This window comes from Nocardia sp. NPDC059177, from assembly GCF_042755165.1.
Classification (GTDB): domain Bacteria; phylum Actinomycetota; class Actinomycetes; order Mycobacteriales; family Mycobacteriaceae; genus Nocardia.
Genome location: NZ_JBHZBX010000013.1, coordinates 83,003 through 105,967, shown reverse-complemented (window position 1 = coordinate 105,967; position 22,965 = coordinate 83,003). Strand labels below are relative to the sequence as shown.

25 protein-coding genes are annotated in these 22,965 nt (G+C 69.8%); 18 read left to right on the top strand and 7 right to left on the bottom strand.

The genetic code is table 11. The features are described 5' to 3' along the window. Positions 1-78: 78 nt before the first annotated feature. Positions 79-945 carry a hypothetical protein gene (locus ACFXK0_RS18075; protein ID WP_379411532.1) on the top strand — a complete coding sequence of 289 codons (867 nt, stop codon included), beginning with the start codon at positions 79-81 and terminating at the stop codon, positions 943-945. Here the strand turns inward: ACFXK0_RS18075 and ACFXK0_RS18070 are convergent. Then, entirely contained in the window at positions 942-1,949 is a 1,008-nt protein-coding gene (locus ACFXK0_RS18070; RefSeq protein WP_379411531.1) for a hypothetical protein, read from the bottom strand. The genes ACFXK0_RS18075 and ACFXK0_RS18070 overlap by 4 nt on opposite strands. Before the next feature lie 89 nt (positions 1,950-2,038). Then, positions 2,039-3,532: a carboxylesterase/lipase family protein gene (locus ACFXK0_RS18065; protein WP_379411530.1), complete on the bottom strand. Its 1,494-nt coding sequence runs from the start codon at positions 3,530-3,532 to the stop codon at positions 2,039-2,041. Positions 3,533-3,733: 201 nt separating this feature from the next. On the opposite strand from ACFXK0_RS18065, the gene ACFXK0_RS18060 reads away from it, so the two are divergent. Genes ACFXK0_RS18060 through ACFXK0_RS18040 form a run of 5 tightly spaced genes read left to right on the top strand, consistent with a single transcriptional unit; the run spans position 3,734 to position 7,366 of the window. After that, positions 3,734-3,910 (top strand): hypothetical protein, encoded by a 177-nt coding sequence (locus tag ACFXK0_RS18060; RefSeq protein WP_379411528.1) that lies wholly within the window; start codon positions 3,734-3,736, stop codon positions 3,908-3,910. A 31-nt stretch (positions 3,911-3,941) separates the two neighbouring features. Beyond that, positions 3,942-4,652 (top strand): PIG-L deacetylase family protein, encoded by a 711-nt coding sequence (locus ACFXK0_RS18055; protein ID WP_379411527.1) that lies wholly within the window; start codon positions 3,942-3,944, stop codon positions 4,650-4,652. A gap of 57 nt (positions 4,653-4,709) precedes the next feature. Beyond that, complete coding sequence (locus ACFXK0_RS18050; RefSeq protein ID WP_379411526.1) at positions 4,710-5,861, top strand: glycosyltransferase; 1,152 nt, start codon at positions 4,710-4,712, stop codon at positions 5,859-5,861. 34 nt (positions 5,862-5,895) lie between these two features. After that, entirely contained in the window at positions 5,896-6,087 is a 192-nt protein-coding gene (locus tag ACFXK0_RS18045) for a DUF3046 domain-containing protein (RefSeq protein ID WP_379411524.1), read from the top strand. Between the two features lie 7 nt (positions 6,088-6,094). Then, complete coding sequence (locus ACFXK0_RS18040; protein ID WP_379411523.1) at positions 6,095-7,366, top strand: tetratricopeptide repeat protein; 1,272 nt, start codon at positions 6,095-6,097, stop codon at positions 7,364-7,366. Here the strand turns inward: ACFXK0_RS18040 and ACFXK0_RS18035 are convergent. Continuing rightward, positions 7,339-7,884, bottom strand: a complete 546-nt coding sequence (locus ACFXK0_RS18035) for a CGNR zinc finger domain-containing protein (RefSeq protein ID WP_379411521.1) — start codon at positions 7,882-7,884, stop codon at positions 7,339-7,341. The genes ACFXK0_RS18040 and ACFXK0_RS18035 overlap by 28 nt on opposite strands. Positions 7,885-8,013: 129 nt before the next feature. On the opposite strand from ACFXK0_RS18035, the gene ACFXK0_RS18030 reads away from it, so the two are divergent. The 10 genes from ACFXK0_RS18030 (at position 8,014) to ACFXK0_RS17985 (ending at position 17,170) form a co-directional block, all read left to right on the top strand. Beyond that, positions 8,014-8,475 carry a VOC family protein gene (locus tag ACFXK0_RS18030; RefSeq protein WP_379411520.1) on the top strand — a complete coding sequence of 154 codons (462 nt, stop codon included), beginning with the start codon at positions 8,014-8,016 and terminating at the stop codon, positions 8,473-8,475. Positions 8,476-8,484: 9 nt separating this feature from the next. Further along, a complete protein-coding gene (locus ACFXK0_RS18025) occupies positions 8,485-9,363 on the top strand; it encodes a pyridoxamine 5'-phosphate oxidase family protein (RefSeq protein ID WP_379411519.1) in 879 nt (292 codons plus the stop codon). Positions 9,364-9,388: 25 nt separating this feature from the next. Continuing rightward, on the top strand, positions 9,389-9,838 hold the full coding sequence (locus ACFXK0_RS18020) for a nuclear transport factor 2 family protein (RefSeq protein ID WP_379411517.1): 450 nt from the start codon (positions 9,389-9,391) through the stop codon (positions 9,836-9,838). Between the two features lie 185 nt (positions 9,839-10,023). After that, the gene (recA, locus tag ACFXK0_RS18015) at positions 10,024-11,061 is read left to right on the top strand and encodes a recombinase RecA (RefSeq protein WP_019048052.1); all 1,038 of its coding nucleotides are present in this window, start codon (positions 10,024-10,026) and stop codon (positions 11,059-11,061) included. A 4-nt stretch (positions 11,062-11,065) separates the two neighbouring features. Next, positions 11,066-12,229, top strand: coding sequence for a regulatory protein RecX (locus ACFXK0_RS18010; RefSeq protein WP_379411515.1), 1,164 nt, complete (start codon positions 11,066-11,068; stop codon positions 12,227-12,229). 201 nt (positions 12,230-12,430) lie between these two features. Further along, entirely contained in the window at positions 12,431-13,081 is a 651-nt protein-coding gene (locus ACFXK0_RS18005) for an ABC transporter permease (protein ID WP_379411606.1), read from the top strand. Next, the gene (locus ACFXK0_RS18000) at positions 13,074-14,234 is read left to right on the top strand and encodes an ABC transporter ATP-binding protein (protein ID WP_379411514.1); all 1,161 of its coding nucleotides are present in this window, start codon (positions 13,074-13,076) and stop codon (positions 14,232-14,234) included. The genes ACFXK0_RS18005 and ACFXK0_RS18000 overlap by 8 nt, the downstream gene beginning before the upstream one ends. 166 nt (positions 14,235-14,400) lie before the next feature. Continuing rightward, a complete protein-coding gene (locus tag ACFXK0_RS17995) occupies positions 14,401-15,201 on the top strand; it encodes an ABC transporter permease (protein ID WP_379411513.1) in 801 nt (266 codons plus the stop codon). Further along, on the top strand, positions 15,198-16,196 hold the full coding sequence (locus ACFXK0_RS17990; RefSeq protein WP_379411512.1) for a glycine betaine ABC transporter substrate-binding protein: 999 nt from the start codon (positions 15,198-15,200) through the stop codon (positions 16,194-16,196). The genes ACFXK0_RS17995 and ACFXK0_RS17990 overlap by 4 nt, the downstream gene beginning before the upstream one ends. Positions 16,197-16,306: 110 nt before the next feature. Beyond that, positions 16,307-17,170 carry a 3-hydroxyacyl-CoA dehydrogenase gene (locus ACFXK0_RS17985; protein ID WP_379411511.1) on the top strand — a complete coding sequence of 288 codons (864 nt, stop codon included), beginning with the start codon at positions 16,307-16,309 and terminating at the stop codon, positions 17,168-17,170. A gap of 58 nt (positions 17,171-17,228) precedes the next feature. Here ACFXK0_RS17985 and ACFXK0_RS17980 read toward each other — a convergent pair whose 3' ends face one another. From ACFXK0_RS17980 to ACFXK0_RS17965, 4 genes are all read right to left on the bottom strand, one after another. Then, positions 17,229-18,122, bottom strand: a complete 894-nt coding sequence (locus tag ACFXK0_RS17980) for an amino acid ABC transporter permease (protein ID WP_379411509.1) — start codon at positions 18,120-18,122, stop codon at positions 17,229-17,231. Then, complete coding sequence (locus ACFXK0_RS17975; protein WP_379411508.1) at positions 18,119-18,784, bottom strand: amino acid ABC transporter permease; 666 nt, start codon at positions 18,782-18,784, stop codon at positions 18,119-18,121. Before ACFXK0_RS17975 ends, ACFXK0_RS17980 begins: the two co-directional genes overlap by 4 nt. A gap of 87 nt (positions 18,785-18,871) precedes the next feature. Next, a complete protein-coding gene (locus tag ACFXK0_RS17970; RefSeq protein WP_379411506.1) occupies positions 18,872-19,708 on the bottom strand; it encodes a glutamate ABC transporter substrate-binding protein in 837 nt (278 codons plus the stop codon). A gap of 37 nt (positions 19,709-19,745) precedes the next feature. After that, a complete protein-coding gene (locus ACFXK0_RS17965) occupies positions 19,746-20,474 on the bottom strand; it encodes an amino acid ABC transporter ATP-binding protein (RefSeq protein WP_379411605.1) in 729 nt (242 codons plus the stop codon). Between the two features lie 224 nt (positions 20,475-20,698). Between ACFXK0_RS17965 and miaB the strand changes: the two genes are divergently transcribed. Continuing rightward, the gene (gene miaB, locus ACFXK0_RS17960) at positions 20,699-22,243 is read left to right on the top strand and encodes a tRNA (N6-isopentenyl adenosine(37)-C2)-methylthiotransferase MiaB (protein ID WP_379411505.1); all 1,545 of its coding nucleotides are present in this window, start codon (positions 20,699-20,701) and stop codon (positions 22,241-22,243) included. 134 nt (positions 22,244-22,377) lie between these two features. Beyond that, positions 22,378-22,956 carry a hypothetical protein gene (locus ACFXK0_RS17955; RefSeq protein ID WP_379411504.1) on the top strand — a complete coding sequence of 193 codons (579 nt, stop codon included), beginning with the start codon at positions 22,378-22,380 and terminating at the stop codon, positions 22,954-22,956. Positions 22,957-22,965 lie beyond the last annotated feature (9 nt).

The following is a 22,965-nucleotide window of genomic DNA, read 5'->3' as shown; positions in this document are numbered from 1 at the left end:
GGCTGGGAATGCGGTACGTGAGGCCCGGGGCGGTCGTAAGGTATCGGGTAGCCGGGGTTGCGGCGGAAGGAATTCGGGATGAGCGGGAAGACGCGGCGGGAACGCGCCGAGATCGTCGATCCGGCGGCGATCGTGGCTGCCACGGTCGCCGGTGGGGTGCCCGCCACCCTGCGGGGGGTCGGTGAGCAGGCGCTGGTCGCCGTGCGGCGCTGGGCCGATCCGCGGGAACGGGAACTGCGGCGGCGGCGCCGGGCGCGGCGGCGCAGTTTTCAGCTCGGGACCGCGTCGGGGATCACGACGGTCGGTGCGGTGGGGCTGGCCGTGGTATCCGCGCCCGCCTGGGCGGTGGTGGTGATCGGCGGCGGCGCAGTCGCTTTCGTCACCGGAACCGCGCTCAGCGCGCGACGCTACCTGCAGTTACGCGACCGGCCGTTGCCGCAGGCCGCGTTCGTGGCCCGCAAGTCACCGGGCGTGCGTTCGGCCGCCCGCGCCCCCATCCAGCGATTGTTGCGCGCCGAACGGGCGCTGCACGGGCTCGGCGCCCAGATCGCGCGCACCCGGCGGCTGCCCGACGACGAACTGCGCGACCTGCTCGCCACCGCCACCTCGGGCGCGGCCGCCCTGCACGCCCTCGCGGCCGATGTGGTCGCCATGGAACAGGCCGCCGACACGGTCGGGCGCGCCAACCCGGACACGGTCAGCGCCCTGAAGTCCACCGTCGCCGACGTGGTCACCCGCCTGTCCACCGGCGTCGTCGAATACGAACAGCTCGTCGCCGCCGCGGCCCGCATCCTCGCGGTCCCGGAGGACACCGTCGTCGCCTACCAGTTCAACGGCATCGTCGCCGACCTCCGCGAAGCCGCCGACCGCCTCGACGGCTGGGCCCAAGCCCTGGCCGAAATGGCCGACCGGACACCGGATCTGAGCACGGATTCACCCCGCTAGGCAGGGTTTCCGGACAGCTGCCGCCGAAACCTGGCCAGCGACTCCGGCGTAGGGCTGACCCCGTCGATCCGCAACGCCCAGTCGTAGCCCCCGTCCGTCCACCGTTCGACGTGCCCGGACCACCCCAACTCCCACGACAGCGCGGACTGCGGCCGCCGGGCGAGCATGGCGTGATTCGGGAAACCACGCAGCGACGCTTCGAAAGCGCCGGTCCGGTCGTCGTGGCGATACACGGTCTCCACCGCGATCTCGAAACGCGCCTCGATACTCAACGGCTCCCGGGTCACGGTGCGCGCGAACCACTCCCGCTGCGCCTCGGCCTCGGCCTCTCGTCGCGCCCGCAGACGCTGCTGCTCGTCTGCCCTGGTCCGCACCGGTCCCGCCCAGCCGAACAGGGCGTCGTCGAGTTCGGCCCCGACGGTCAGCTCGGACCATTCGTCGAGTACGGTCCCCGCACTGTCGCTGCGTTGCTGCAGCACGATGCCAGTCGCCCGGTCGACGACCAGCTGGATCGGATACGGCTTGCGCGGCGGTGGTGCCAGCTCGACGGTCCAGGCCGGCCTGCCCAGAAAGGTCGTCACGCCGACCGGGCCGGTGGGGGTGGTGAAATCGTCACCGGCGAACTCGTTCGGGGAGCGCCGGAGCAACAGCCTGGCCGCGGAGCCGAAGTAGTGGACGGTCGAGGCGTTGTCGCGCAGGGGCGCCGGATCACCGTCGAAGCGCCAGACCCACGTGCCGTCACAGATCAGCACCGGCTCGCCCGCCGCGTTCTCGATCCGTACCCGGGCGCCGTCGCGCCACACCCGCCACCTGGTCCGGCCGGGTTCGATGGCGCCGAGGTAGGTGGGTGTCACCGGTTCGAAGGCGGTGAAACCCACTGGTACCGGGCCGTTGTCGTCGAGACAGGTGAGGACACCGTGCACGGTCGGCTCGGGGTCGGCCGGATGGGTCATCGCGGTGAGTACCTCGGCCCACGAACCGGGACTCGACGGATCATCGGTCATCACACCACCCCGTTCGACGCTTTCGGTACGGCTCCGGTCAGCGGACGGTAGCACCGCCGGGCGCGGTGAGCGGGTCGGCGCGCCTGGGTTCAGGGGCGGGGGATGGCCTGGCGGAGGGCGGCGAGTTCGGCTGGGCGCAGGTCGGGGATCGTGGAGGATTCGGGGGAGTCGAAGACTCGGGTGTTCGGGGTGTCGGGGGTGTAGGTGGGCCAGACGACGGTGCCGTCGGTGGCGAATCGCACCCAGGCGGCGTGGATTTCGGTGGCCAGGTGCTGTGGGGGATTCGGCCCGGTGAGGGAATGGGCCTCGTCGAGGGCGTCGAAGACGAAGGGGACTTCCAGGACGTGGCAGGCGCCGAGGCCGGGAAGCTCGGTGGGCCAGGCGAATTCGTAGACGTGGGTGTCGGCGCCTGCGGCATTGGCGGTGGCGAAGTCCAGGGTGCCCGCGCGGAAACACCAGTCGGTGAGGATCGCGTTGAAGATCTCGGCCGGGGTGGCATCGGGCCGCTGGGCCGAATAGGCCGGGGCCACCGCGGGATCGATGCCGTAGCGGGTGAGCACCGACGGCAGGGTGTCGGCGGTGATCCCGGCGGTGATGCCGGTCGGGACGGTGAAGAAGCGGAACTCGTCGGCGGTGGTGCCGATGACGAGCGGGACCGCGCGCTCGGGATGCGCGGCCAGTGTCTCGGTGGCGGGGCCTGCCACGATGTCGTCGTCACGGACCGGGAACAGGCTCATGATGCCCAGACCCTGCTCGATCACCGTCGTACCCCAGCGCTGCGGATCGGGGTCCATCATCACCGCCAGCGCCACCGCGTTCTGCGCCGCGCGCAACTGGTCCGGCCCGAGCGCGCCGAAATCCTCGGCGGTGGGCGCGATCCCGAGCTCCTCGGCCAGCGCGGCCGTGACCTTGCGGGCATCGTCGAGATCCGCGGCGACGGCGCCGTTGCCGCTCTGCACGATCGCCCGCCGGAACAGCCCGGCCGACTGCGGCGCGGCGATCAGCGCCGCCACACTCATCCCGCCCGCGGACTCACCGAAGATCGTCACATTGCCCGGATCGCCGCCGAACGCGGCGATATTGTCGCGCACCCAGCGCAGTGCGAAGAGCTGATCGTGCAGGCCGCGATTGTGCGGCGCGCCCTCGATCGCGGCGAACCCGGACACCCCGAGCCGGTAGTTGATCGACACCAGCACCACACCGTCGCGCGCGAACGAGGTGCCGTCGTAGATCGCGCGGGCATTGGACCCGCGCACGAACGCCCCACCGTGGATCCACACCAGTACCGGCAGTCCGCTCGCCGCCGGATCCGGCGTCCAGACATTCGCGTTGAGGTATTCGTCGCCGGGAATCCCGTCGCTGCCGATCAGCGCGTGGATCGGCGCCGGATACGGCGACTGCGCGCAGGTGGCGCCCATCTCGCTGGCCTCGCGCACCCCGTCCCAGGCGGGCGCGGGCTCGGGCAACCGGAACCGTGCAGGCCCGACCGGCGCCGCCGCGTACGGCACCCCGAGAAATCGGGTGACGCCGTCGTCGGTGCGGCCGCGGATCGCACCGGCGGCGATCGTGACGATGGGTTCCATGGACTCCTCCTCGCGATGAGCCCCGATTATGGACGCAAGCCGGTCCCCGCGTCCGGTATTCGGGCCCGAGGTCTCGGGGTGAACCCTGATCTCCACCCGGATATCGGCGCTGACCTGGTGATCTATCGGTCCGGCGGTGGGAGTATCGAAAGGTGTCGGATCGCCGGACGGGCGGTCGCGGAACTGGCGAGGAGTCACATCATGGTCTGGAAAGTCATCGGCATCGTCGTGGTCGCGGTGATCGCGATCTGGATCATCGGCGCGCTGATCAAGGCGCTGCTGCCGATCCTGGTGATCGCCGCGATCGGTACCGGGGTGTATCTGCTGTACAAGGCGGTGACGGGGTCCAACGAGAACAGCCCGCTCACCAAGCCGTAACCGGTCGGTGCCCGCGCCTAGCATGGGCGAAATGGAGCAGCTCCCCGAAGACTGGCAGTGCGGACTGGTGATCGTCGCGCATCCCGACGACATCGAATACGGCGCGGCCGCCGCGGTCGCCCGCTGGACCGCGCAGGGCAAGGATGTGCGCTACCTGCTGGCCACTCGCGGCGAGGCGGGGATCGCGGGCATGCCGCCCGCGCAGGCGGGACCGTTACGGGAGATCGAGGAGATCGCGGGCGCCCGCGAAGTCGGCGTGCACACCGTGGAGTTCCTCGACCATCCCGACGGCCGGATCGAGGAGGGCCTTGCCCTACGCCGTGAGCTGGCCGCCGCTCTGCGCAGGCATCGCCCGGAGATGGTGGTGCTGTTCAACTTCGGCGACACCTGGGCGCCCGGCTTCGTCAACAGCGCCGACCATCGGGCGGTCGGCCGCGCGGCCATGGACGCCATCTCCGACGCGGGCAACGAATGGATCTTCCCCGAACTCGCCGATCTCGCCCCGTGGTCGGCGCGCTGGGCGGCCGTGGTCGGTCCGGTGGTGACGCACGCGGTCGATGTCGGCGGATATCTCGATCAGGCCAGGGCGTCTTTGGCGGCGCACCGTCGCTATTTGCAGGTGCTGAGCCCGGTCCCGGTCGAGGACCAGGTGCGCGAGATCGTCGAGCAGGCGACCGGCCCCAAGGACGGTTTCCCCGCCGAGCACGCTGTCGGCTTCGAACTGTTCACTTTCGCGGGCTGAGCAGGGCCGAGGGCGGTGACCGGCGCGTAACCGACACCGTGTGGCAGGCTGTGGCGCATGCGAATTGCCGTGGTGGCCGGGCCCGATCCGGGGCATGCGTTTCCCGCGATCGCGCTGTGTCTGCGATTGCTGGCGGCCGGTGACGAACCGGTGCTGTTCACCGGTCCGCGCTGGCTCGAGCCCGCCCGCGCCGCGGGGATCAGCGTGCGCAGACTCAAGGGGCTCGCGCCGCGGGCCACCGACGACGATGCCGACGCCGGCGCCCGCATCCACGAACGTGCCGCGCACATCGCCACCGAGAACCTGCCCGAACTCAGCGCGATGCTGCCCGACCTGATCGTCTCCGATGTGCTCACCGCGGGCGGCGGCATGGCGGCCGAACGGCTGCGGCTGCCGTGGGTGGAACTGTCGCCGCACCCGCTGTATCTGCCGTCGAAGGCGCTGCCACCGATCGGCAGCGGCCTGGCACCCGGTGCGGGTGTGCGTGGCCGCGTCCGTGACGGCGTGCTGCGCACGATGACCGCGCGTGCTGTCCGCAACGGGCACCGGCAGCGCGCGCTCGCCAGGGAGAGCATCGGCCTGCCCGGCGAGGACCCCGGGCCCACCGCCCGGCTGGTCGCCACCCTGCCCGCGCTCGAGGTGGATCGCCCGGACTGGCCTGTCGCGACCCATGTCGTCGGCCCGCTGCTGTGGGAGCCGACCGACGCCATCCTCCCGCTGCCGCCGGGTGCGGCCCCGCTGGTGATGGTGGCGCCGTCGACCGCGCAGACCGGCGTCGCCGCGATGGCCGAGACCGTCCTCGACGGGCTGACCGGACTCGATGTGCGCGTGGCGATCTCGACCCTGGACACCCCGCCGGCCGAGCTGCCGGACTGGGCCACCGCCGGCCTGGGCCGCCAAGACGAGCTGCTCACCCACGCCGCGGTCGTCGTCGGCGGCGGTGGCCACGGACTGCTCGCGAAATCGCTGGCGGCCGGCGTCCCGGTGGTGACTGTGCCCGGCGGTGGTGACCAGTGGGAACTGGCCAATCGGGCGGTCCGCCAGGGCAGTTCGCTGCTGGTGCGCCCGCTGACACCCGCGGCGGTCGGCGACGCTGTCCGGCAGGTACTCGGCGATCCGGCCTTCGCCGCCGCGGCGAGCAAGGCCGCCGACGGGCTGGCCGAGGTCGAGGACCCGGTCGAGATCTGTCACCGCGCGGGCGGCGCCTGAGAAACTGTTACCGAGCGCGAGTATCTTGGGCAGCGTGCGGTTGACCGAGTTCCAGGAATTGATGCACACCCAGTTCGGCGCGGCGCGCGCCGACTCCCTGCTCGCCGATCACGTGATACCGCGGTTCGGCCGGACCGGGGCGGTCGCGATCGAGGCGGGCGTCGACCCGCGTGACGTGTGGCGCGCACTGTGCGCCGAATTCGACGTCCCCCGGTCGCGGTGGTGACCAGGTCATGGCCGTGACCGCGCAGAACCCGCCGCGTCCGTACCGGTTCGACGAACGGCTGCGGATGATCCCGGTCGATCCCGAGATCCTCGCGGCCCGGGTCGCGGTCGCCGACCCACACGACTTCGCGGGCCTGCGCAGGCTGGGCATCGCCCTGATGCTGCTCGGCCGGTACGGTGACGCTCTCGACCGCCTGGACCAGGCGCTGGAGCTGGCCGATACCGAAAAGCGCCGGATCACCGTCTGGATCAATCTCGGCGACGTCTACCGCTACCAGGGCGAGCCCGGCCGTGCCGAGGTCCTCTACCGGCGCGCGCTCGACGCCAGCCGGGCCCTCGATCCCGATCTGGTCTCCTTCGCTGCCCATCATCTGGGCAAGTCCCTCGCCGAACAGCACCGGCCGCAGGAGGCCAGGCAGTTGCTCAACGAGGCCATGCGGTTGCGGGTGGCCGACGGCGACTCCGAACTCATCGAGTCGACCCGCGCGGCCCTGGACCATCTCACCGAACTGGCCCTGCCGCTGCCGCCCGAGGTCGCCGAGCTGCTCGACCCGGACGCCGCGTGGTCCTCCGGGCACGAGGGCCGTGGCGGCAACCTGGTGCGGGCCGGGCGGTACTGGATCAAGCGGGGTCCGCGCGCGGTGGCCGAATGCGAACGGCTGATCTGGTTGCGCGACAATGGGATCGCCGTGCCGGAGGTGGCCGCGTTCGCCGAGGACGTCCTCGTGCTCGCCGACACGGGTACCGGTTCACTGGCAGGACAGGCGATGTCGCCCGGCGATCCGGCAGCCGGCGCTGAATCACCTGGTGGACAACCGGATCCGGATACGGTCGGCGCCCTGATGGGCCGGACGTTGCGCGCGTTGCACGCCCTGCCGGTGGCGGCGTGCCCCTTCGACGGCAGTCTCGACAGCACCCTCGCCGAGGCGCGTCGCGCGGTGGTCGAAGGCTTCGTCGACACCGGCGACTTCGACGACGACCATCGTGATCGCACACCGCCCGAGATCCTCGCGCAGCTGCGCGAGCGGCGCCCGGCCGAGGAGGACCTGGTCGTCGCCCACGGCGACTTCACCCCCGCCAATGTGCTGCGCGGCGGTGTGCTGATCGACCTCGCGGCCCTGGGCCGCGCCGACCGCTACCGCGACCTGGCTCTGGCCGAGCGTGACCTGTCCGGGGACTTCGGCACCGATGCGGTCGATGCCTTCTTTACCGCCTACGGTCTGCCGGAACCCGATCGCGGCAAGCTCGACTACTACCGCTTGCTCGACGAATTGTTCTGAGGCGTGGACTCTTTGGCGTAGTGGCGGGCGGCCTTGGCGCGATTTCCGCAGGTCGCCATGGAATGCCAGCGCCGGGTGCCGTTCTTGGACGTGTCGTAGAAGAACAGCACGCAGTCGGGATGAGCGCATTGGCGGATCCGGTGCGGTGCCTCGGCGAGCAGGCGCAGCAGGTCGTCGGCGGCCAGCCAGCCTGGTAGCCAGGCCGGGTCGTCGAGTTCGGGAAGTTCGCGCGGACCGTCGGCGGTGAGTTCACGGCGGATCCGGCCGTGCGCGAGGACCCGGTTGATCGGGTCGTACTCGCTGCGGGTGAGTGCCTCGTGCACGGCCTCGCGCGCGGTCCGGACGGCGGCGAGGGTGCGCGAGTCGGCGGGCACGCGGTCGGTCAGGCCGAGCAGCGTCAGCCAGGTGCGCAACCCGTCGAGATCGGCGAGCAGATCACCGGGTTCGGTCCCCTGCCACCGGGTGTTGAGCAGGTCCAGAGCGGGTGGTTCGCCGGAGTGCGGACGGGGATCGCGCATGCCTGAGGCTATCAACTCCGCCTTCCTAACCGTCTAAAGTGATTTCAAGGGTTGACCGCAGTGGTGCCGTCGTTCTACGGTCTAACTGTTCAACACTCAATTGACGGTTAATTGTTCCGGGAGGACACCATGACAGCCATCAGCGCGCCCGTGCTCACCACCGGCCACGTCGGCCTCAATGTCACCGATCTCGAACGCTCCGTGGACTTCTATCGCCGTGGCCTCGGCTTCGAGCAGCTCGGTGGCGGGGTCGACGGCGCGCGTCGCTGGGCTTTCCTCGGCACGGGCGGGACGCTGGTGCTCACCCTGTGGCAGCAGAGCGACGGCGAGTTCTCCACCAGCACACCGGGCCTGCACCACCTGGCGTTCCAGGTGGCCGATCTGGAGACGGTCCGCGTCACCGAGGCCGCCCTGCGCGCACTGGGCGCCGAGTTCTTCCACGAGGGCGTGGTCGCGCACGGCGAAGGCGCCTCCTCCGGTGGCGTCTTCTTCGCCGACCCCGACGGCATCCGGCTCGAGGTGTACGCCCCGGCCGGTGCCGAGGCTGCCCCAGCGCCCGCGGGCGCCGCGCCGACCTGCGGCTTCTTCTGAGGCCGGGCGATGTTCCATCCCGGTGAGCTGGCCGTGCAGCGACGGCTCGGGCAGAACGAGCTCGCCGCCCGGGTCGGCCGCACGATCCGTAGCGACATCCCCGCGGTCGCGGCGTCCTTTCTGGCCGAGCAGCCGATGGTGGTGCTGGCCGGGGCGGATGCGGCGGGGCGGCTGTGGGCGAGTCCGCTCACCGGGCCCGCCGGCTTCGTGCACGCGGTGGACTCCACCACCATCGATATCGACGCCGCGCCCGGCCCCGACGACCCGCTGGCCACGGCGCTGGCCGGCGATCTGCCGGTGGGGCTGATCGCGTTGCAACCGCAACGCCGCAGGCGGATGCGGGTCAACGGCGACGCGGTCGCGCGGCCGGGCGGGCTGCGGATCAGCACCGAGCAGGTGTACGCGAACTGCCCGAAATACCTCTCGCGCAGACAGATCCGCGAGTACGCCACCGACGGCCCCGGTCCAGTCCGGCGCGGCACGGCGCTGACCGGGGCCCAGATGCGGGCGATCGGCACGGCCGACACCTTCTTCGTCGCCACCGCCGACGCCGACGGCCGGGCAGACGCCTCGCATCGTGGCGGCAATCCCGGCTTCCTGCAGGTGCTGTCGCCGACCCGCCTGCGCTGGCCGGACTACCGCGGCAACTCGATGTTCATGACCTTGGGCAATCTCGCGGTGTGGCCGCGCTGTGGGCTGCTCGTCGCCGATTGGTCGAGCGGAGCGCTGCTCCAGCTGACCGGCACGGCGGAAATCCGCTGGGACACCGATACTTCTGTCCCCGGCGCGCAGTGTTGGATCGACTTCACCGTCGAGGTCGTGCTCGACCGGCCCGCGGCGCTGCCGCTGCGCTGGGGTCCACCCGAACTGTCTCCGGCCAATCCCTGACCCGCACTTCCGAAAGGCGCACGTCATGCGACCGCCCCTGCCCCCGTTCGATCTCGAGACCGCCCGCGCCAAGGTGCGGGCCGCCGAGCACGCCTGGAACACCCGGGATCCCGAGCTCGTCGCCGCGGCCTATACCGAGGACTCGGTGTGGCGCAATCGCGACGAGTTCTTCACCGGCCACGCCGCGATCGTGGCGTTCCTCACCCGGAAATGGGCCACCGAGAACGGCTACGCCCTGCGCAAGGACCTGTGGGCCTTCCACGGCAATCGCATCGCCGTGCGCTTCCAGTACGAATGGCACGACGCGACGGGGCAGTGGTGGCGCAGCTACGGCAACGAGCAGTGGGAGTTCGCGCCGGACGGGCGGATGGCGCGCCGGGAGGCGAGCATCAACGACGTGCCCATCGCGGAGTCCGAGCGCCGGATCCTCGGGGCCCGCGCCGAGGGTGATGAGACGGTGCTGCCGCAGCACTGACCCGGGGTGGTGACGCCCGGTTTCGCGGCGGGATTGCTGGTCACGACGGCCGGTCCGCGCGTCGCTGGGCGCGTCGCTTGACTCGAATGGGTGTTCGACTAATCTGGTCGCCAGAACTTGTCGGTGCCGGCCTCTACTGTGGGCGCCAACCAGAGAGACACTCACCTCGAGAAGGGGATCACACCATGGCACCGCAGGCCTACGATCGCGACAAAGCGCTGGAACTGGCACTCGCGCAGGTCGAGAAGAGCTTCGGCAAGGGCGCCGTCATGCGCCTGGGCGAGGAGGCTCGCCAGCCCATCTCCGTCATCCCCACCGGGTCCATCGCCCTCGATGTCGCCCTCGGTATCGGCGGGTTGCCGCGCGGTCGCGTCGTCGAGATCTACGGCCCGGAATCCTCGGGTAAGACCACGGTCGCCCTGCACGCGGTGGCCAACGCCCAGGCCGCGGGCGGCGTCGCCGCGTTCATCGACGCCGAGCACGCGCTCGACCCCGACTATGCCCGCAAGCTCGGTGTCGACACCGACGCACTGCTGGTCTCCCAGCCCGACACCGGCGAGCAGGCGCTCGAGATCGCCGACATGCTGGTGCGCTCCGGCGCCATCGACATCATCGTCATCGACTCCGTCGCCGCCCTGGTGCCGCGCGCCGAGATCGAGGGCGAGATGGGCGACAGCCACGTCGGCCTGCAGGCCCGCCTCATGAGCCAGGCGCTGCGCAAGATGACCGGCGCGCTCAACAGCTCCGGCACCACCGCCATCTTCATCAACCAGCTGCGCGAGAAGATCGGTGTGATGTTCGGCTCGCCGGAGACCACCACCGGTGGTAAGGCGCTGAAGTTCTACGCCTCGGTGCGGCTGGACGTGCGCCGCATCGAGACCCTCAAGGACGGCAGCGACGCGGTCGGTAACCGTACCCGCGTGAAGGTCGTCAAGAACAAGGTCAGCCCGCCGTTCAAGCAGGCCGAGTTCGACATCCTCTACGGCCAGGGCATCTCCAAGGAGGGCTCGCTCATCGACATGGGCGTCGAGCACGGCTTCATCCGCAAGTCCGGCTCCTGGTACACCTACGAGGGCGACCAGCTGGGCCAGGGCAAGGAGAACGCCCGCAAGTTCCTGCTGGAGAACACCGATGTGCGCGACGAGATCGAGAAGAAGATCAAGGAGAAGCTGGGCATCGGCGCCGACCTGACCGCCGAGGCCGACGCGCCCGCCGACTTCTGAGCTGATGCGCACGCCGAACCCCGGCCGCGCCCGCCGTGACCCGACCGATCCGGTCGAGGACATGCGCCGGCAGCTCGCCCGCCTCGGGATCGAGGTCGAGCGCGAACAGGGAACGGCCACCGAGCTCGTCCGCCCGGCTCGTGACGAACGAGCCGGGCCGGACGCGAGGGGAATTCGGTCGGGTGCGGGCGATCCGCAGCGCGCGCACCCGACCGGATTCGCCGATTGTGACCAATCACGGTATTCCGCTGCGCGGACCGGTGATGATCATGAAGAGTGGGGGAGCGGGGCCCGACCCCGCCGCGCCCGGCGCGGACGCGAGTCCGGCCGGCGCGACGCAGACTCCCTGTCGACCGGCGTCGGTGGTGACGACGGACGACAGGCGGATCCGGTGGCGGCCGGATCCGAGCCGGGAGAGCCCGACAGGCGGGCCGGCACACGCCGGCTCGCCCCGGGCGACCGGCCCGCAGCGACCGTGGACCAGGCCAAGGACGCCTGTCTGAACCTCCTCGCGGTCCGCGCCCGCAGTCGCGCCGAATTGGCGAAGCGACTCGGCGAGAAGGGCTTCCGGCTCGAGGTGACCGACGCCGCGCTCGACCGGCTCACCGAGGTCGGCCTCATCGACGACACCGCCTTCGCCGAACAGTGGGTGCACGAACGGCACACATATTCCGGCCGCGGCAAGAAGGCGCTGCAACGCGAACTCCGGGACAAGGGCGTGGCCCCCGGTGACGCCGAGACCGCGCTCGCCGCCGTCACCGACGACGCCGAACGCGCCCGCGCCACCGACCTGGTACGCCGCAAACTCGCCACCCTCTCCCGGGAGTTGGACCGCGACAAGGCCGTGCGCCGTCTCGTCGGCATGCTCGCCCGCCGCGGCTACGACCAGGCCACTGCCTTCGCGGTCGTCACCACCGAACTCGCCGATGCCCTCGACGACCCTGCCGAGACCGACGACGAGCGCCGATCGGTACGCAAGCCGGTCCCCGGCGACGAGCAGGCCGCCGTCGAACTGGTGCGCCGAAAACTCCGTACGCTGCCCGCCGACCTCGACCGGGCCAAGGCCACCCGACGGTTGGTGGACATGCTCGCCCGCCGTGGCTACCGACCCTCGGTCGCGTACGCGGTGGTGAAAGCCGAACTGGCCGAAGCCGGCGAGGTCGGCTGACGGGTGGACGCGGCCGAACCGCCGCGGTGTGCTCGTTGCGGGCGTAGGATGATTCGTCGTCGATGAAACATGGTTCCGCGCAGGTGTTTTCGTAGTGCCGGGCATCGGCGGGTGTGGGGACGGAGTGTTTCACCCGGGATCCGGGTGGGCATTCGGGGGAGCAGGGCCCGGTGTGGCCGCCGATCTACGGGGAGGTGGACCCTGGACGCGTTGTGGTCGTTCGTGGTGAGCCGACGTGAGCAGTTGCTGCTCGATTCCTATCTGCACGTGTCGGCGGTGGTGCAGTCCCTGGTCGTCGCGACGCTGATCGCGGTACTGCTCGGGATCCTGGTCTACCGGAGTCCGCTCGGCTCGGCGGCGGCGACCGCCACGGCGGGCGCGATTCTCACCGTGCCCTCGTTCGCGCTGCTGGGCTTGCTGATCCCGTTCCTCGGGCTCGGCGTCGGGCCGACGATCGCGGCGCTGGTGCTGTACGCGCTGCTGCCGATCCTGCGCAACACCGTGCTCGGACTGTCCAGTGTCGACCCGGCCGTGATCGACGCCGCGCGCGGTGTCGGCATGAGCCGGCTGCGGCGGCTGGCGGTGATCGAGCTGCCGCTGGCCTGGCCGTCGATCCTCACCGGGATGCGGGTCAGCACCCAGATGATCATGGGCATCCTGGCGCTGGCGGCCTACGCGAAAGGCCCAGGCCTGGGCAATCTCATCATCTCCGGGCTCGGCCGCCTCGGCAGCCCGAACGCCGTGCCGCAGGCGCTCACCGGCACCGTCCTCGTCGTCGTGCTCGCACTCGCACTCGACGGCGTGCTGGTGCTGCTCGGCCGGCTCACCATCTCGAGGGGAATTCGTGGCTGACATCGAAACCAGTACCCCGACGGCGGTCTCCGGCGTCGAGATCGCCCTCGACCGGGTCACCAAACGCTATCCGGACCAGTCCGATCCGGCCGTGGACGAGGTCAGCATGACCATTCCCGCCGGGGAGATCGTGGTGCTCGTCGGGCCGTCCGGGTGTGGCAAGACCACCACCATGCGGATGATCAACCGGCTGATCGAGCCCACCTCGGGCACCGTCACCATCGGCGGGCGCGACGCCGCCGCCATCGACGCCGACGAATTGCGGCGCGGCATCGGCTATTCGATCCAGCAGGCCGGGTTGTTCCCGCATCTGACCGTCGCCAAGAACATCGCCACCGTGCCCGGCCTGCTCGGCTGGGACCGCAAACGCACGGCGGCGCGCACCGACGAGATGCTGAGCCTGGTCGGCCTTGACCCCGACATCTACCGCGACCGCTATCCGCGCCAGCTCTCCGGCGGTCAGCAACAGCGCGTCGGCGTCGCCCGGGCGCTGGCGGCCGACCCGCCGGTGCTGCTCATGGACGAACCGTTCGGCGCGGTCGACCCGATCACCCGCGCCCTGCTGCAGGACGAATTGCTGCGTCTGCAGAGCGAACTCGGCAAGACCATCGTGTTCGTCACCCACGATTTCGGCGAAGCCGTGAAACTCGGCGACCGGATCGCCGTCCTCGGTGACCGCTCCCGCATCCTGCAGTACGACACTCCCGCGGCCATCCTGGCCGCCCCCGCCGACGACACCGTCGCCGGCTTCGTCGGCGCCACTGCCACCATCGACCGCCTCGGCCTGGCTGTCCTCGGCGACCTCGACCTGGACCGTGGCGTCACCGCGGGCCCGGACACCACCCCCGCCGACCTGGCCGCGGCCCTGCGCACGGCCGACCGTTCCTGGGGCATCGTCGTCGACGACGCGCACAAACCTCTCCGCCGAATCACGACCGGCGAACTCGCCCACGCCGATTCGCTGACCGGCCTCGGCACCCCGATTCCCGCGACCCTGCCCGCCGAGGCGACCCTGCAGGACGCACTCGCGGTCCTGCTCACCGACCGCACCGCCTCCGCCGTCGTCGTCGGCACCGCGGGCGCCTACTCGGGCGTGGTCACCGTGGACACCCTGATCGCGCACCTGGCCGCTACCGAAACAGCGTCGGCATGAGTAGTCGCACCCGGAAACCGTCACAGCGCAGGCACCCGGCCGGGTGGGGCACCCGGCCGATCGGTGCAGGGCCACTCCGGCTGAACAGTGTGGCACGGGTCGCCCGGGCGGCGGTGTGCGACGGCGGGCCCAGCGCCGGCGATCACCCGGCACGGAGGTGCGCACGATGACGAACTCGCCTCCCGGGCAGGCCGTCGCCGACCCGCCGGCCGCCGTCGCGGCACCCGCCACCCAGCGTCGCGCCGAACTGCTGCGCCTGCTCGTGCAGCCGGTGCTGGTCATCGTGCTCACCGTCGGTGTGCTGGTGTGGGCGTTCCGGCGCGATCTCACCGCCACCCAGCAGGCCAGTATCAGCGTGCGCAATCTCGCCGAGGTCACCTGGCAGCACGTGCTGATCACCGCGGCGGTGGTGCTCATCGTGGTGGCCCTGGCGGTGCCGCTGGGCACGCTGCTCACCCGGGCCCGGTTCCGCGGGCTCGCACCGGTTTTCGTCGGCATCGCCAATATCGGGGCCTCCGCGCCGGCGATCGGTTTGATCGTGCTGTGCTACCTGGTCACCCGCACCACCGGTTTCTGGGTGGGTGTGGCGCCCATCGTGTTCTGCTCGGTGCTGCCGGTGCTGCGCAACACCATCCTCGGCTACCAGCAGGTCGACCCGGCCCTCATCGATGCCGGGCGCGGGCAGGGCATGTCCTCGGCACTGGTGTTGCGCCGCATCGAGTTCCCGCTGGCCGTGCCCTACATCCTGGCCGGGCTGCGCACCTCGCTGGTGCTGGCCGTCGGAACCGCGACATTGTCGTTCATGGTGAGCGCGGGCGGGCTGGGCATCCTGATCGACACCGGCTACAAACTGCGCGACACCGTCACCCTGACCGTCGGGGCGGTGCTGGCCGTCGCGCTGGCACTGCTGGTGGACTGGCTGGGCGCGCTGGCCGAACAGTATCTGGGACCGAGGGGGCTGCGGTGAACGGATGGCGGCGTGGACTCACCGCCGTACTCGGGGCGGTACTGGTGGCCGGCTGCGGGCTGCAATCGGGCAGTTCGGTGCCGCTGCCGGTCGGTCCCGGCAGTATCCGGCCGGTGCCCGAACTCGACGGTGTCGCGGTCACGGTGGGCTCCAAGGACTTCACCGAGGCCAATATCCTCGGCTACCTCATCGAGTTCGCGCTCACCGCGGCCGGCGCGAATGTGCGTGACCTGACCAATATCCAGGGCTCCAACAGCCTGCGCGACGCCCAGTTGAACCAGCAGATCGACATCGCCTACGACTACACCGGCACCGGGTGGATCAACTACCTGGGCAAGGAGAAGCCGATCGTCGCAGACCCGGCGAACCCGGCCTCGACCGAGGTCCAGCAGTTCGAGGCCACCCGCGACGCCGACCTCGCCGAGCACGCGATGGTGTGGGCGGCGATGGCGCCGATGAACAACACCTACGCGCTGGTCACCAGCAGGCGCACCGCCGAGGAGACCGGTGTGCGGACCCTGTCGGACTACGCGCGGCTGATCGACCAGGACCCCGGCGCGGCGACCACCTGTGTGGGTACCGAGTTCAATGTCCGCCCCGACGGGTATCCGGGGCTGGCGGCCGCCTACGGCATCGACCCCGCCGCCGCGCACAAGCAGATCGTCCAGGACGCGCTGGTCTACCAGGCCACCGCCGACGCCACCCAGTGCCGGTTCGGTTCGGTCGCCGCCACCGACGGCCGCATCCCCGCCCTGGACCTGGTCCTGCTCGAAGACGACCGCGGCTTCTTCCCGAAATACAACGCGGCGCTGGTCATGCACCGCGATTTCGCGCAGGCGCACCCGCGCGTCATCGAGATCATGGCGCCGATCTCGGCGCGGCTCACCAACGAGGTGATCACCGAGCTCAATCGCCGCGTCGACATCGACGGCGAGGAACCGGCCGAGGTCGCCCGTGACTGGATGGTGGCCGAGGGTCTCGTCACCGTCGGCTGAGCCCGGCCACCCGACGGATTCGCCGAACCGTTACCCGCCACCGCCCGAGATGTCCGGTACGCGAGGCTTGTTGTCCCCCTCTCGCGGGGCATCCGGGACATGATGGGTGCATGACCCTCGAATTCCGCAAGGTGACCGTGCTGGGCACCGGTGTGCTGGGCTCCCAGATCGCCTATCAGACCGCTTACCACGGCTTCGACGTCACCTCCTACGACATCGACGACGCGGCTGTTACCGCCGCGCGCACACGTTTCGACGACCTGGCCACCACCTATCAGGCCGAGGTCGCCGGCGCCGACGCGGGCAACACGGTCGCCACCGCGCAGGGCATCACCCTGACGACCGATCTCGCCGCGGCCGTCGCCGAGGCCGACCTCGTCATCGAGGCGGTGCCGGAGGTGCTCTCGATCAAGCGCGACCTCTACACCCGCCTCGGCGAACTGGCACCCGAGCGCACCGTCTTCGCGACCAACTCCTCGACCCTGCTGCCCAGCGACATGGTCGACTACACCGGCCGCCCCGACCGATTCCTGGCGCTGCACTTCGCCAATCACGTCTGGAAGTTCAACACCGCCGAGGTGATGGGCACCCCGCAGACCGACCCGGCGGTGTTCGCCGCCGTCGTCGCGTTCGCCACGGCGATCGGGATGGTGCCGATCGAATTGCACAAGGAGAAGGCGGGTTACGTGCTCAACTCGCTGCTGGTGCCGTTCCTGAACTCCGGCATCGCCCTGGCCGCGGGGGGCTACGCCGAACCGGAAGCGGTGGACAAGACCTGGCGCATCGCCACCGGCGCCCCCATGGGCCCGTTCCAGATCCTCGACATCGTCGGCCTGACCACGCCGTACAACATCCTGCGCCACAGCGGCAACGACCAGACCGCGCAGCTCGCCGACTGGCTGAAGGAGAACTACATCGACAAGGGCAAGCTCGGCGTCGCCTCCGGTGAGGGCTTCTACCGCTACCGCGACTAGGTCCGGACACAGCACCGCGGGCCCGCTCCGGAGAACGGGCCCGCGGTGGCTGGGCGGACTACTTCTTGGTGATGTCGATGCCGGGCGCGGCATCGGTGAGGATGGAATCGGCGGCCACGACCGCCCCGCCCTTCTTGCGTCCCGAGCGCAGCCGCTTCTCCAGCCTGGTCGCCAGGAAGGTCAGTGCCATGTTGATCGTGATCATGATCAACGCCACGACCATCAGCGCCGGGATGGGGTTACCCAGGATGGCACCTTCCTGCTGACCGGATCGCACCAGTTCCACATAGGTGATCTGGTAGCCCAGCGCGGTGTCTTTGAGCACCACCACCATCTGCGAGACCAGCGCGGGCAGCATCGCGGTGACCGCCTGCGGCAGCAGCACCAGCCGCATCAGCTGGCCCTTGCGCATGCCCAGCGCGGCCGCGGCCTCGGTCTGGCCCTTGGGCAGCGATTTGATGCCGGCGCGCACGATCTCGGCGATGACCGAGGCGTTGTAGATGACCAGCGCGATGACCACCGCGGCCAGCGCGAGATCATCCGAGCGGAACAGCTTGTACTCGCCGAACACCGCGAACAGGAAGATCATCAGGATCAGCACCGGGATGGCCCGGGCGAGCTCGACGATCGCGCCGGCCACCCAGCGCACCCACCGGTGGTCCGACATGCGCAGGACGCCGAAGAGCATGCCGAAGACCAGCGCGCCCACGATCGAGATGGCCGCCGCGAGCAGCGTGCCCTGCAGACCGGGCAACAGGTAGGTTTCCCAGACCCCTGCCTCCAGGAACGGCTTCCACTTCTCCGCGGTGAATTGGCCCTTTTCCTCGAAGGCCAGGAACAGCCACACTGCCGCCGCGGCGATCGCGACGCCGACGAGCACCGAGTAGCCGATATGGCGTGCCTGGGCACGCGGGCCCGGTGCGTCGAACAGGACCGACGCTTGCGAACTCATCGCACCACCTCGTACCGCTTGGCCAGCCAACCGAAGAACAAGCCGGTGGGCAGGGTGAGAATGACGAAAGCGAGCGCGAAGATGGCACCGATGGTGATCAGGGCCGCCTCGTTCTCGATCATCTCGCTCATCAGGAACGAGGCCTCGGCGACACCGATCAGCGAGGCGACGGTCGAATTCTTCGTCAACGCGATCAGCACACTGCCCAGCGGTGAGATGACCGCGCGGAAGGCTTGCGGCAGCACGATCAGCCGCAGGTTCTGCGCGAAGCCGAAGCCCAGTGAGCGCCCCGCCTCCGACTGCCCGATGGAAACGGTGTTGATGCCCGCGCGCAACGACTCGCACACGAACGCCCCGGTGTAGACACTCAATCCGACGATGGCCCAGCGGAAGTTGTTGTTGTCGAGGGATTCACCGGCGAGCTCCCAGCCCAGCGTGTTGTACAGGCCGATCGAGCAGAAGACGAGGATCAACGTCAGCGGCGTATTGCGGAAGATCGACACATAGGCCGAGCCGACCCAGCGTGCGACCGGGATGGGCGAGACCCGCATGCCCGCGACGATCGTCCCGAGGATCAGCGCGCCGATCGCCGAGAAGAACGTCAGCTTGATGGTCACCCAGAAGGCGTCGAGGATGTCGTACCTCGAGATCAGGTCGAACACGGACGCGCGTCCTCCGATCGATAGGAAAAGGACAGGGGGCTACGACTGCGGTGGCCCGGCCGGGGCCGGGCCACCGCAGTCGGTGGATCAGTAGCGGTCGACGGTCGGCGGCGCGGGAACCGCGATGCCGGTACCGGCGAAGTTCTTCTCCTGCGCGGCCTTCCACGAACCGTCGGCGATCATCGCCTCGATCGCGTCGTTGACCTTGGTGCGCAGTTCGGTGTCGCCCTTCTTCAGGCCGATGCCGTACTTCTCGGTGGTGAACGGCTTGTTCACCAGCTTGAAGACACCGGGCGCCTGCGCGGCGTAACCGGCCAGGATCACGTTGTCGGTGGTGACCGCGTCCATCGCCCCACTGCGCAAGGCGTCGACACACAGCGAGTAGGTGTCATAGGTCTGCAGCTGCGCCTGCGGGTACTTGTCCTTCATGTTCTGCGCGGGCGTGGAGCCCTTCACCGAGCAGACCTTCTTGCCGCTGAGCGATTCGGGACCGGTGATGTCGGTGTTGTCGGCACGTACCAGCAGGTCCTGACCGGCGATGTAGTACGGGCCGGCGAAGTCGACCTTCTCCTTGCGGTTGTCGGTGATCGAGTAGGTGGCGACGATGTAGTCGACCTGGCCGTTCTCGATGAGCGTCTCGCGCTGGCCCGAAGGTGCTTCCTTGAAGGTGATGTTCTCCGGCTTCACGCCCAGCTTCTCGGCGACGTAGGTGGCCACGTCGACGTCGAAGCCGCTGTAGGTGCCGTCGGTGTTGCGCTGGCCCAGGCCCGGCTGGTCGAACTTGATGCCGATGGTCAGGTTGCCGTCCTTGGCGTTGTCCAGTGCCGACTTCTCGTCACCACCGCCACAGGCCGCCGTGACCGTCGCGGCGAGCGCCACCGCGACCGCGCCGATACCGACGCGCACCGCACGATTGATCCTCATCGAGTTTCCTTCTCCCTCTTCTGGTGTGGATACAGCGTCAATGGCTGAGGATCTTGCCGAGGAAGTCCTTGGCACGATCCGAGGTCGGGTTGGTGAAGAAGGCCTCGGGCGCGGTGTCCTCGACGACCTCGCCGTCGGCCATGAACAGCACGCGGTCACCGGCGCGGCGGGCGAAGCCCATCTCGTGGGTGACCACGAGCATGGTCATGCCCTCCTTGGCCAGCGAGACCATCACCTCGAGCACCTCGTTGACCATCTCCGGGTCCAGCGCGGAGGTCGGTTCGTCGAAGAGCATCACTTTCGGGTCCATCGCCAGCGAGCGGGCGATGGCCACCCGCTGCTGCTGGCCGCCGGAGAGCTGCGCGGGATACTTGTCGGCCTGATTGGCGATGCCGACCCGGTCGAGCAGAGCCAGGGCACGCTTACGGGCGTCTTCCTTCTTCCTGCCGCGCACCTTGATCGGCGCGAGCATGACGTTCTCCAGAATCGTCTTGTGCGCGAAGAGGTTGAACGACTGGAACACCATGCCGACTTCGGCACGCAGCGCAGCGAGTGCTTTGCCTTCGGTGGGCAGGCGTACGCCGTCGATGGCGATCAGTCCGGAGTCGATCGGCTCGAGTCGGTTGATGGTGCGGCACAAGGTCGACTTTCCCGAGCCCGAAGGGCCGAGGATGATCACGACCTGGCCGCGAGGCACAGCGAGGTTGATGTCGCGCAGCACACGAAGAGTGCCGAAGCGCTTGTTCACTCCGCGCATCGAGATCATCAGCGGCGCAGCGGTAGTGGCTGGCGCGTCGGCGTTCCCGGTCGCGGGTGCGGCGTCGTCGGTCATGGTCAGAAACCTTAGGCGTTCTTCGGAGATTTGCCCGCCTTTCGGTGACTCGCCGTCGCGGCACGCCGAACCGCAACCTGCCGGTAACCTGCCGGTACCTCGGACGTCGGACGGACCGCGACGCAGACCACATCAGACGTGGGCCGTACCCTGGACGGGTGGATTCGAACGGACAGGACGCGACGCAGCGCGCGCACACGCAGGCGCGCAGCTACGAGGTCCGCACCTTCGGCTGCCAGATGAACGTACACGACTCCGAACGCTTGTCCGGGCTGCTCGAAGACGCGGGCTATGTGAAGGCCGCCCCCACCGACACCCCCGACCTGGTGGTGTTCAACACCTGCGCGGTGCGCGAGAACGCCGACAACAAGCTCTACGGCACCCTCGGCCATCTGGCCCCGGTCAAGCAGGGCCGCCCCGGCATGCAGATCGCCGTCGGCGGCTGCCTGGCGCAGAAGGACCGCGAGACCGTGGTGCGCAAGGCGCCGTGGGTGGACGTGGTCTTCGGCACGCACAACATCGGCTCGCTGCCGGTGCTGCTCGAACGTGCCCGCCACAACGAGCAGGCCCAGGTCGAGATCCTCGAATCGCTGGAGGCCTTCCCGTCCACCCTGCCCGCCAAGCGTGAGTCGGCCTACGCCGGCTGGGTGTCGATCTCGGTGGGCTGCAACAACACCTGCACCTTCTGTATCGTGCCCGCGCTGCGTGGCAAGGAGGTCGACCGTCGCCCCGGTGACGTGCTCGCCGAGGTGCAGGCGCTGGTCGAGCAGGGCGTGCTCGAGGTGACGCTGCTCGGTCAGAACGTCAACTCCTACGGTGTGAACTTCGTCGACCCGGAGCAGCCGCGCGACCGCGGCGCCTTCGCCCAGCTGCTGCGCGCGACCGGGCAGATCGAGGGCCTGGAGCGGGTGCGGTTCACCTCGCCGCATCCGGCCGAGTTCACCGACGACGTCATCGAGGCGATGGCGGCGACCCCGACGGTCTGCCCGCAGCTGCACATGCCGCTGCAGTCCGGCTCGGACCGGGTGCTCAAGGCGATGCGGCGCTCCTACCGCAAGGAACGCTTCCTCGGCATCATCGACAAGGTGCGCGCCGCGATGCCGCACGCCTCGATCACCACCGACATCATCGTCGGCTTCCCCGGCGAGACCGAGGAGGACTTCCAGGAGACCCTGGATGTGGTGCGCCGGGCGCGGTTCACCAGCGCCTACACCTTCCAGTACTCCAAGCGGCCCGGTACGCCCGCCGCCGAACTGCCCGATCAGCTGCCCAAGGCCGTGGTGCAGGAGCGCTACGACCGGCTGATCGCGGTGCAGGAGCAGGTCTCGCTCGAGGCCAACCAGGCGCTGATCGGGACCGAGGTGGAACTGCTCGTCGCCGAGGGCGCGGGCAAGAAGAACGCGGCCACCGCGCGGATGAGCGGCCGGGCGCGCGACGGCAGGCTGGTGCACTTCCGGCCGGGCACCGACGCGGGCATCCGCCCCGGTGACCTGGTCACCGTCGACATCACCGCCGCCGCCCCGCACCACCTGATCGCCGACAGCGTCGTGAAGTCACACCGGCGTACCCGTGCCGGTGACGCGCACGAACGCGGCGTGATGCCCAAGACCGCGCCGATCGGTGTCGGTCTCGGCCTGCCGCGCATCGGCGCGCCGGTCGTCGAGACCGTGGACAGCGGCTGCTCGACCGGCTGCTCGGCGTGAGCACAGGCGAGACCCCGGACCCTACTACCGGCCGTAGTGGGTCGGCGGACGACGGCGCGAGCGGTGATGGCACAGTGGAGCCAGGCGCACAGGAGCCGAGCAACGATCAGCCTGCCGACAGGAGCGAGAACGCGGTGAACCGGGTGGACGACGACCAGGACTTCGAACAGTTCCGCGGCGAGCTCGACGCGGTGGAACGCCGTATCGCCGGCGAGATCGACCCCGGTGCGCGGGCGATGGTGGTGGCGGGCGCGGTCTTCGCGCTGCTCGTCTCGCTGGTGCTGCCGCATGCGGGCACCGCGCGCGGGTTCGACGTGCTGCTCAACACCGATGCCGCGCGTCTCGAGCACATCGGCCTGCCCTCCCGGCTGTTCGTGTGGCTGGTCATCGTGTTCGGCGTCGGCTTCTCGCTGCTGGCTCTGACCACCCGCCGCTGGGTGCTGGCCTGGCTGGCGGTCGCGGGCTCGGCGGTGGCGAGTGTGTTCGGCGTGCTGTCCATCTGGCACCGGCAGACGCCCGGTCTGGGCAACTACGAGGGCGCGGGCCCCGGCATCGGCCTGATCCTGGGCACGATCGCCATCATGGTGCTCACCTTCCACTGGGTGCGCGTGGTGTGGAGCCGCACCGCCGTCCAGCTGGCGGCCGAAGAACAGCGCCGCAACGCCGCCCGCGAGGCCGAAGAGCGCGACCGCAAACGCCTCACCGGCGAATAGCAGCTTCGA